This is a genomic window from Candidatus Enterovibrio escicola (genome assembly GCF_002464935.1).
Classification (GTDB): Bacteria; Pseudomonadota; Gammaproteobacteria; order Enterobacterales; family Vibrionaceae; genus Enterovibrio; species Enterovibrio escicola.
Genome location: NZ_NBYY01000019.1, coordinates 1 through 10,411, shown reverse-complemented (window position 1 = coordinate 10,411; position 10,411 = coordinate 1). Strand labels below are relative to the sequence as shown.

General features: G+C 38.7%; 2 protein-coding genes, 1 tRNA gene and 9 pseudogenes. 8 read left to right on the top strand and 4 right to left on the bottom strand.

The genetic code is table 11. From position 1 onward, the window contains the following. Positions 1 to 300: pseudogene (locus BTN49_RS13140) on the bottom strand (IS982 family transposase); the annotation flags it as partial. Between the two features lie 147 nt (positions 301 to 447). On the opposite strand from BTN49_RS13140, the pseudogene BTN49_RS20820 reads away from it, so the two are divergent. The 6 genes and pseudogenes from BTN49_RS20820 to BTN49_RS17910 all read left to right on the top strand — a co-directional run. Then, positions 448 to 605: pseudogene (locus BTN49_RS20820) on the top strand (transposase); the annotation flags it as partial. A gap of 6 nt (positions 606 to 611) precedes the next feature. Next, a pseudogene (locus BTN49_RS17920) lies at positions 612 to 1,093 on the top strand (transposase); the annotation flags it as partial. A gap of 236 nt (positions 1,094 to 1,329) precedes the next feature. Next, positions 1,330 to 3,045 carry an NAD-dependent malic enzyme gene (locus BTN49_RS07385; RefSeq protein ID WP_097356641.1) on the top strand — a complete coding sequence of 572 codons (1,716 nt, stop codon included), beginning with the start codon at positions 1,330 to 1,332 and terminating at the stop codon, positions 3,043 to 3,045. Between the two features lie 103 nt (positions 3,046 to 3,148). Beyond that, positions 3,149 to 4,016, top strand: a pseudogene (locus tag BTN49_RS22255) (IS982 family transposase). Positions 4,017 to 4,142: 126 nt separating this feature from the next. Further along, positions 4,143 to 4,233 (top strand) — tRNA-Ser (locus BTN49_RS07375). A gap of 688 nt (positions 4,234 to 4,921) precedes the next feature. Further along, positions 4,922 to 5,223: pseudogene (locus BTN49_RS17910) on the top strand (transposase); the annotation flags it as partial. Positions 5,224 to 5,260: 37 nt separating this feature from the next. Here BTN49_RS17910 and BTN49_RS17905 read toward each other — a convergent pair. Beyond that, a pseudogene (locus tag BTN49_RS17905) lies at positions 5,261 to 5,734 on the bottom strand (IS982 family transposase). A 283-nt stretch (positions 5,735 to 6,017) separates the two neighbouring features. Further along, positions 6,018 to 6,914: pseudogene (locus BTN49_RS07350) on the bottom strand (IS5 family transposase). A gap of 850 nt (positions 6,915 to 7,764) precedes the next feature. Here BTN49_RS07350 and BTN49_RS07345 point away from each other — a divergent pair. Further along, complete coding sequence (locus tag BTN49_RS07345) at positions 7,765 to 8,364, top strand: TfoX/Sxy family DNA transformation protein (RefSeq protein ID WP_097356638.1); 600 nt, start codon at positions 7,765 to 7,767, stop codon at positions 8,362 to 8,364. Between the two features lie 418 nt (positions 8,365 to 8,782). On the opposite strand, the pseudogene BTN49_RS07340 reads toward BTN49_RS07345, so the two are convergent. After that, positions 8,783 to 9,621: pseudogene (locus tag BTN49_RS07340) on the bottom strand (IS982 family transposase). Positions 9,622 to 9,912: 291 nt separating this feature from the next. Between BTN49_RS07340 and BTN49_RS07330 the strand changes: the two are divergent. Further along, positions 9,913 to 10,411 (top strand): annotated as a pseudogene (locus BTN49_RS07330) (transposase); the annotation flags it as partial.

The window sequence follows — 10,411 nt, the reverse complement described above, 5'->3', positions numbered from 1 at the left end:
GAGGTAAGAGCAAAGCGGAACTAGAACACCTTGCATGAGCTTTAGCATTCGCGTGTAACTAACTAATTCAGGAAATTCGTTGGTGAGGTCGCGACACACAAAGTGGATGTAATAGGTTTTGAAGTTTTGATACCTAGATTGATGGAAAGTTATCACTATCGTCATCACTTCGCTAACGGAGAGGTGAGAAGGCTTGTTTTTTTGTTTAATACCGGAAGAAATCAGGTGTTTTTCCCATGTAGGGAGGGAAGTTTGGCAGAAGTCGTCAACATCGACGAAAACAGAGTTAAAGTTATACATGCCCAAGTACTTATGCAGGCAATGATTTTTTTAAACGATGAGATCGCAACTTTGGCATTTAGTTTATTTCTTATGCGCAACTCAGGTTAACTAATCGTAATTCCTACGATCAGATCATTATGGAGTTAAGTGGACAGTGATGATGGAAAAGGTATTTTCAAGATCCCACTTCGTGTGTTAAAAGGCTTTCTCAATTCGGTTTTTACATTGATAAATATCCCCGCTGAAGTTCCCTATATACACTTGCATTAGTAAGCGTTTGAAGACTATAAAAGTTAACTGGCGTTTGCCGAGGCGAGGAGCCGTGTATCTGGTGTAAACTTCATCTTGCCGTTGATGTATCTACTCATGAGGTTAGCGCCGCCGAAGTTAGCATAATGTCGGTGGGTGACATGAGTTTTCACCTGCATTGCTTAATTTATTACGACGAAAGATACAACAAGTCAGTACTGATAGAACATATGACACAAAAGCATGTCGCCACGTACTGAAAAACACAGGAATAATGCTCACTATCCCACCTCAAAGCACCGCAGGTTACTGGGAAGATTGGTATCCTAGAAATGAAGCGATAAAGGCATTAAAAGATGACAAATTGGCGAAGTGTAAAAAGTAAAGTGGTTATCATAAACGCTCATTAGTCGAAACAGAAATGTATCTCTATAAGAAGTTGCGTAGTCCTAAACTAACTCTTCGTGATTACAATGTTCAAGTTGGTGAACTACTGGCAAATGTGAAAGTAATGAACACAGTTATCAGACTCGGTATGCTTGTTCTCCAGCAGATAAATTAAGACTGTAAAGGAAATTTTGATCAGTGAATTATAGGCCTGATTTAATCAATAACGCCTTTTGGAACTGGAAATTTCAATCTACGCTATCGCAAAGATATTCATGTTATGGCTATGTGTTAAATAGGTATTTCATATGAAAAATAACCTATTTAATACATGATCTATTATAGTTTCCTTGTGATTAGATGAATAAGATATACTGATATTGATCTTATAATGGAACATGGAGAAACGTGATGACTATAGGTAAATATCTATGTTGGAAAGATGAACATGGTGATGTGTTTAGGCCTGTTTCTCTTACTGGCACTGAATTGCTTAATGATAGGACATTAAATAAAAGTACAGCATTTACCTATGAAGAGCGCAAAGCGTTCCAATTAAATGGATTATTACCTCCGCGTGTACAAACGTTCAGAGATCAATTAGATCGTGTGTACGATGGTTTTCGTAATGCTTCAACGGATATCGAAAAATATTTATTTCTACGCTCATTACAGGATAGAAATGAAACATTATTTTATGCGTTATTATCACGTCACGTTGAAGAAATGACACCAATAATCTATACACCAACGGTGGGTAAAGCCTGCCAAGAATTTAGTCACCGTTATCAAAAAGCGCGGGGTTTATATGTAACAGAAGATAATGTAAACCAAATGGGTGGGATGGCACGTCAGTTTGGCGGAAAAGAGATAAAAATTATTGTTGTAACGGACAGTCAAGGTATTTTGGGTATTGGCGACCAAGGTGTCGGCGGGATGGGTATTCCAATTGGTAAGCTCTCTCTCTATACGCTTGGGGCGGGTATTCATCCTGCACACTGTTTACCTATAGTGCTAGATGTCGGAACAGATAATCAGAACCTGCTTAATGATCCAATGTACTTAGGTACTCCTCGTCTTCGTATGCGTGGTGAAGAGTATAAACGATTTATTAAACGTTTTGTAAAACAAGTAACCTGTCATTTTCCTAACGCCATATTGCAATGGGAAGATTTTAGTAAATCTAATGCCTTTGATAATTTAAGTGACTATGAGAATATTTTGCCTTCTTTTAACGACGATATTCAAGGTACAGGTTCAGTTGTTTTAGCGGGTATTCTGGGTGCATGTAAAATTAAGCAAGAAAAATTATCTGATCAAACCTATGTTGTATACGGTGCAGGAGCTGGAGGAATTGGTGTTGCTCATCAGATTTATGCAGGATTATTAAAAGAGGGCAGCACACATCAAGCTGCAAAAGATAAAATTTTTGTTTTAGACTCACACGGTCTAGTATTTGAAGATCGTGAAGGTTTAGATGAGTATAAAAAGTTCTATGCAAAACCGCGTTCTATTGCTGAGGGGTGGAAAACGGGAACTGCTAATAAAGTAACATTAATAGAGTTGATTAATCATCATCCCATTACGGTTCTATTAGGAACGAGTGGAGTAGGTGGTGCATTTAAGGCTGAGCATGTTCAAAAGATGATGGAGTACAGTGCTTGTCCAACGATTTTTCCATTGTCTAATCCAACAGCCAATTGTGAAGCAGATCCTGACGATCTTTATCATTGGAGTGACGGTCAAGCCATTATTGCGACAGGTAGTCCTTTTACGAATGTAAGATATCAAGGTCGTGAATTCCGTATTGGTCAGGGAAATAATGTATTTATATTCCCGGGTGTTGGTCTTGCCTCTATTGTTTCTAACTGTCCTAAAGTGACATTAGGTATGTTTACGACCGCATCTTATGCGCTTGCGGGATGTGTATCGGAAAAAGATCTAGAAAAGAGATGTGTGTATCCTCGGATTCAGGATCTGAGAACGGTATCCACTGTTGTGGCTAAAGTGATTTTGGAAGATATACGAGCAAATGACCCAACCAGTTGTTTACATGGAAGAAGTATTGAAGAAGAGCTGGCCAGACATATGTGGGAACCTGTATATATACCATATCGAAGAGTCTAAATTTTAATTAAGATAACCTGAATTTTACATAAGAAATGAACTAAATACCAAAGTTGCGATCTGATCGTTTGAAATAAACTATAGACTGCTCAAGGACTTGAGCATGAATAACTTAGACGCTGTTTTCGTCGATATTGATGACGTCTGCTAGACTTTCCTCCCTGCATGGGACAAACACCTAATTTCTTCCGGTATTAAACAAAGAAACAAGCCTTCTCACCTCTCCGTTAGCGAAGTGATAACTTTCCATCAATCTAGGTATCAAAACTTCAAAATCTATTACATCCATTTTGTTTGTCGCGACCTCACCAACGAATTTCCTGAATTAATAAGCTACATGCGAATGTTCATGCAAGGTATTCTAGTTCCGCTTTGCTCTTACCTCACTCACAGGCAGGCAAGGCCGATAGGGATTGCCTTCGTTGATTCGTCTAAGCTACAGGTTTGTTACAACCTACGCATTCTCAGACATCAGGTTTTCAAAGGTACTGCGTAGCGAGAAAAAGGAACGATGTGGTGGTTTTACGGCTTTAAATTACACCTTATTATCAATGACCAAGGTAGCATTATCTCAGTCCAAGTGATGACGGCTAACATGGCTAATAAAAAGCCTGTGTCGGAAATGGCTAACGATCTTTGGGGCTGTTTATACAGAGATAAAGGTTATATCTCTAGTCCATTGGAGCGGGAACTCGCAGACAAGGGAGTGACACTAATAACGGGTATGAAAAGAAATATGAAACCCAAAGTGATGAAACCTTAGGACCACCTGATACTCCGGAAAGGATTTATTATTGAAACTATTTTTGCTCAACTAAAAAACATATCCTAAATTGAGCATTCTCGGCACTATAGTTATATCAGCTTTATGGGCAACTTGCGGGCGGGGGCTCCTCGCGTACTATTTAAACCAAAGAAGCCGAGTATCAAGATGACTATGGTTTGATAAGCAAGCGTTTATGCAGATCTGAGGTTAGCCTAATTGAATTTAAAAATCAGTACGTTTTTACTTCTGCAATAATTTTGCAACAAAACATCTAAATGCACATTAGTGGGTTTACAACCGAACATATGTTGATTATTATAGAAAAGGCTTTGGAGAGATGGCTGAGTGGCTTAAAGCATCGGTCTTGAAAACCGGCGGGGGTTTATAGCCCTCCTAGGGTTCAAATCCCTATCTCTCCGCCAAATCAAATAATTAACGTTTCGTTTTTAAAAATTTTTCAGTCTATAAGAATTTTGAATTAATCTTGAGCATGTATTCAAGAGGTTGTTCCTTGTGTGCAAGGCCTTTATTTTCCTAGTGATCATTAGGGTTATCGTTAACGTTAAATATCGTTTTCTTGTCACATAAAAACAATTTAAAATTGTGGTATTAACCTTGGAGATCACCTAAAACTACCGTTTAGTGCTGAAATTTCTAATTTGGATAGATATACATGGCTTGTTAGGCAGGGAGGGATAAAGAGCAAATTGATGAATATTCTATGAACGATGCGGGTATCCGAGACTCCTATCTAGGTATCTAGGGCTATACATACGCACCAATGCGGCGGCTTGTCTTAGTTTAAAAAATTTCTACCCCGCTGTGTAACCACACTTTCTTTCTATTTAAAGGTACAAGAGGTGGTGTTCTGCTAGGAAGTAGATAATAAATGATTCTTTGGAGGTAAAAAGAATAGCCATTACCTGAACTGGTATACTTGGGAGCCTCGATTGAAAAAATCACTGCTTACGCATCGGTTACCGTAAATAAAAACATTCGATTTACTTTTCAATCTGTTATCCATATCCAATGTTGCATTTTAGTGTACGTACGGTTTTAACGGGGTTGTTTTCAAAATATTTTAACTAATCGCCATTCCTAAGGTTAGATTATCACGGTCATCGTAGCCGTGGGTTTATATTTTTGGGTACCGAGATTGAAACGGCACTGATGGTGAAAGGTATGTTCAAACTCCCGCTCCGTGGATTAAAAGGCTTTCTCAATCCGGTTCTTACGTTGATGAATGTCCCGATGACATTCCCTACATCACTTGAATCAGTAAGCGTTTAAAGAACGTAGAATTTAAATACCGTTTGCCGAATTAAGGAGTTATTTCCCACGTTGTTATTGATGCCACAAGCCTAAAGATATACGGTGAAGGTGAATGGAAAAACCATAAACACGGTAAAAAACTCCAGATCTGAATAAGCGCTTGCTTATCAAGCCGAGTCATCTTGATACTCGGCTTCTTTGGTTGAAATAGTATGCGAGGAGCCCCGCCAGCAAGTTGACCATAAAGCTGATATAACTATAGTGCCAAGAATGCTCAATTTGGGATATATTTTTTAGTTGAGCAAAAATAGTTTCAATAATAAATCCTTTCCGGAGTATAAGGTGGTCCTAAGGTTTCATCACTTTGGGTTTCATATTTCTTTTCACACCTGTTATTAGAGTCACTCCCTTGTTTGCGAGTTCCCACTCCAATGGACTAGAGATATAACCTTTATCTCTGTATAAACAGCCCCAAAGATCGTCAGCCATTTCCGACACAAGCTTCTTATTAGCCATGTTAGCCGTCGTCACTTGGATTGAGATAATGCTACCTTGGTCATTGATAATAAGGTGTAATTTAAAGCCGTAAAACCACCACATCGTTCCTTTTTCTCACTACGCAGTACCTTTGAAAACCTGATGTCTGAGAATGCGTAGGTTGTGACAAACCAGTAGCTTGGATGAATTAACGAAGGCAATCCCTATCGGCCTTACCTAACGGTAAGTAAGGTAAGATCAAAGTAGAACCAGAGCACCTTGCATGAGCTTGAGTATTAGCGTGTAGTTGATTAATTCAGGAAATTAGTTGGTGAGGTAGAGGCAAATAAAGTGGATGTAATAGGTTTTGAAGTTTCGATACCAAGATTGATGGAAAGCTAAGGTATTTTTGACTAAATCAGGCCTATAATGCACCGATTTAAATATTTTTATAGTCTTAACTTTTCTGCTGGCGAACAGGTATACCGAGTATCATAACTTTGTTCATCGCTTTCACATTTGCCAGCGCTTCACTAACTTGCGCATTGTGATTACGAAGAGTAAGTTTAGGACTGAGCAACTGTTTATAGCTAAACCTTGCTGTCTCTGCTAATGAGCGCTTATGATAACCCCTTTCCTTTTTCCACTCCGCCAGTTTGTCCTCTTTTAAAGCCTTTACAGCTTTATTTCTAGGATGCCTTTCCTTCCAGTACCCCGCGTTGCTTCGAGGTGGAATAGTGGGCGTTATTCCTTTGTTCTTCGATACGTGGTGATATGCTCTTATATCATAGGTTCCATCAGCACTGACTTGCTGTATCTTTCGTCATAATGAGTTAAGTAATACAGGTATAACCTCATTATCACCCACAAAAACTAGGCTAACTTCTGCAGCAATAATCTCATGAGTAGACAAATTAACGGCAAGATGAAGTTTGCGCCAGATACGTTGTTTCTCCTTACAGTGTTTAAGCTTTTTCTATTCACCTTCATCGTATCCTTTTAGGACTGTGGTATCACTAATGAAGTGAGTGACAGCTCCTCGATTCGGCAAACGGTACTTAACTTTTATGCTCTTCAAACGCTTACTAATGCAGGTGTATGTAGGGGATCTCATCGGGATATTAATCAACATAAAAACCGAATTGAGCAAGCCTTTTAATCCACGAAGTGGGAGTTTAAAAATACCGTTCACCATCAGTGCCATTTCAATCTAGGTATCCGGAAATATAAATATATGGCTACGATAACAGTGATGCTTTAAACAATACCATGCCTTAATAGCAGTGACGTCTATCCAAAAAGTCACTGAGCCACGGTTTACTAATGCTTGATTAAATTGTTTTCAATTGCTGATCTTGTGCTTGCCTTTCCCATCATCACCTCCTACTTAACTCCATAATGATCTAATCGTAGAAATTGCGATTAGTTTAGATATTTGGGAAATAATGCCGAAAGTTATTATTATCGTCATACTTCGCTAACGTAGAGGTGAAAAGGCTTGTTTCTTCGTTTGATACCGAAAGAAATTAGGTATCATGCCCAAGCATGAGGGGATATTTGATAAGAATCATCGATTTCGATGAAAATAGCGTCTAATTTATGTCTACTAAAGTCATTTTTTGACTGATGCTTTAATTCAAATGATCAGATTGAAAATTGAGTCGATTTCTCATGTGTAGCTCAGTTTAATCAGCTGTTTATCTATTAAACGGCCAAATATTTTCCTCAGGAGGGTTGATTTTCAGTCGGAGACATGTGGGTTATTTTCACATTGACTGTAACAATAATTTACATCAACTAATGTTAATGTCTAGTTTTATGGTGAAAAATGTACCTATAAAATATAGAATAATTGACAGAGCTTTCTAGTATGACTTCAATGGTAAGTAAAAAACTATATTTCCTAAGTTAGGATAGTGTTCTATCTGAACAGATATCTAACTTTCTGAGACTAGCAATAACGATAGTCGAGCTTCTCAGTATCAAGAAGCAAAAAGAGGGTAATCCTGTCGAAAAAACTTTGGCCGCCTTCCGACCTTACGTGATGCAACATACGGTATGTATAGTAGCAAGGCGGGCGATCACGTTAACATCTCACAGGATGGTATCCTCAAGTTCCTTAATGACGATGTTCTGAATTAGCTTGGCCACGTTACCATTGCTTAATCGTTCATCTAAAAACGTATTGATTGAGAATAAGTAGCATGAATACACCCACTCTTAAAAACACGCTCAAATTCTTCGAATGTCTGGACTCAGTTACGTCGCGTTCCATGTTCGGTGGCTTCGGTATATTCTGCGATCAGGCTATGTTCGCATTGGTTGTAAACAATCATCTACACCTACGCGCCGGCCAGAAAAACGAAGCCGACTTTAAACGTTTATACATGCAACCTTACGTTTACAAAAAACGAGGTTTTCCAGTTATAACCAAATACTACAGTGTTCCTGAAATTTGGTGGGAACAAACAGACGTAATGATGGACTTTGCGACACGTGCACTTGACATTGCACGAGATGACAAGCAAGTAAAAAAGACTAGGATTCCAAATCGTATTAAAGATCTTCCGAATCTACGGCTTGCTACCGAGCGTATGTTGAGAAAAGTTGGAATCGACAGTGTTGATAAATTACATAACCAGGGTTCTGCGCGCGCATATCAAGCTCTTCAAAATTCTCATGATGACTTACTGAGCCTTAAATTGCTTTGGGCTTTGGAAGGCGCTATAAAAGGCAAACACTGGTCAGTGATTACACCACAGCGACGTGATGAACTTCTTCAGACTTTACGCCTAAAAGCATGAGCAGACTAACAGCACTTCCACGGATATGATCTACGTCCTAGAAAGAAGGCGTAGATCGTTTATTTTCCCTTATCACTCACTAATTACCAACGCATAATTCAGTTTATCTCACCTTGTATTTTCTATAGTGTTTCACCTTGAAAAGAAATATGAGGTTCTTTTTGAATAAAGAGAGGGTAACAATGATGATATCCCCTATAAATACTTAAATAAACACTCTGTATTTTCAAATTAACCACTGAATTAAGATAATAACTACGACACTCATAGTCTATGATAGACGAGGAAGCCAACTACCGAAAGTGCTACGCTCTTCTTTCCTCTCCAAGGAAACAAGTAGTACTACCATGCATCATCAGCAGTTAGACACGGGAAGAAGATACTAAATTAACCGCAGATCTACATAAGCGCTTGCTTATCAAACCATAGTCATTTTGAAGCTCGGCTTTTTTAGTTGAAATGAATATGCGATAAGCCTCGCCAGCTAGTTGACCATAAAGTTAATACAACTACGGTGCCGAGAATGTTCGATTTGGGATATGTTTTTTAGTTGAGCAAAACAGTTTCAATAATAAATCGTTTCCAAAGTTTCATCATTTTGGGTTTCATGTTTTTTATACCCGTTATCAGTGTCACTCCCTTGTCTGTAAATTCCCTCTGCAATGGACCAGAGATATAATCTTTACCTCTATATAAACACCCCCAAAGCTCGTCAATCATTTCCGACACAGGCTTTCTATCATCCACGTTAGCCATCGTCACTTTGACTGAGATAATGCCACCTTGGTCATTGATAAAAAGGTGTAATTTAAAACCGTAGAACCACCCCATCTTTCCTTTGCCTCGCTTTTCGGTACCTTTGAAAACATGATGTTTGAAAATGCGTAGGTTATGACAAACCTGTAGCTTAGATGAATCAACAAAGGCAATCCCTGTTGGCCTTGCTTGACGGTGAGTAAGGTAAGAGCAAAGCGGAATTAGGACATCTTGCATGAGTTTGAGCATCCTCCTGTAACTAATTAATTCAGGAAATGCGTTAGTGAGGTCGCGACAAACAAAGTGGATGTAATAGGTTTTGAAGTTTTGATACTTAGATTGATGGAAAGTTATCACTATCATCATCACTTCGCTAACGGAGAGGTGAGAAGGTTTGTTTCTTTGTTTGATACCGGAAGAAATGAGGTGTTTTTTCCATGTAGGGAGGGAAGTCTAGCAGAGGTCATCGACATCGACGAAAACAGAGTTAAAGTTATACATGCCCAAGTCCTTATGCAGACAATGATTTTTTTAAACGATGAGATCGCAACTTTGGTATTTAGTTTATTTCTTATGCGTAACTCAGGTTAAATTACAGCCATTTTAAAATGGAAAATTCTAATCTCCGATATCGCAAGGACAATTAAGTGCTAACGTTTCTCAGTGTACCGAGATTTGAAAAGATACAGTAATAACTGTCTTTCATTGCTTTCAATGGCGTTGTTTCCTAAATATTTGAACTAATCGTAATTTCTACGATTAGATCATCATGGAGTTAAGTAGGAGGTGATGATGGGAAAGGCAAGGCACAAGATCAGCAACTGGCAACAATATAATCAAGAATTAGTAAACCGTGGCTCAGTGACTTTTTGGATAGACGTCACTGCTATTAAGGCATGGTATTGTTTAAAGCATCACTGTTATCGTGGCCCTATATTTATATTTCCGGATACCGAGATTGAAATGGCACTGATGGTGAACGGTATTTCTAAACTCCCACTTCGTGGATTAAAAATCTTACTCAATTTGGTTTTTATATTGATTAATATCCCGATTAAATCCCCTACATACACCTGCATTAGTAAGCGTTCGAAGAGCGTATCACCACGTACCGAAGAACAAAGGAATAACGCCCACTATTCCACCTTGAAGCAACGCGGGGTACTGGGAGGAAGGGCATCCTAGAAATAAAGCTGTAAAGGCTTTAAAAGAGGACAAACTGGCGGAGTGGAAAAAGGACAGGGGTTATTACAAACTCTCATTAACAGAGACAGCAATGTTTCGCTATAAA

Bases quoted from the DNA above. Each gene is read 5' to 3' on its own strand.
- BTN49_RS07385 (WP_097356641.1), top strand. From the start codon at position 1,330: ATGACTATAGGTAAATATCTATGTTGGAAAGATGAACATGGTGATGTG.
- BTN49_RS07345 (WP_097356638.1), top strand. From the start codon at position 7,765: ATGAATACACCCACTCTTAAAAACACGCTCAAATTCTTCGAATGTCTG.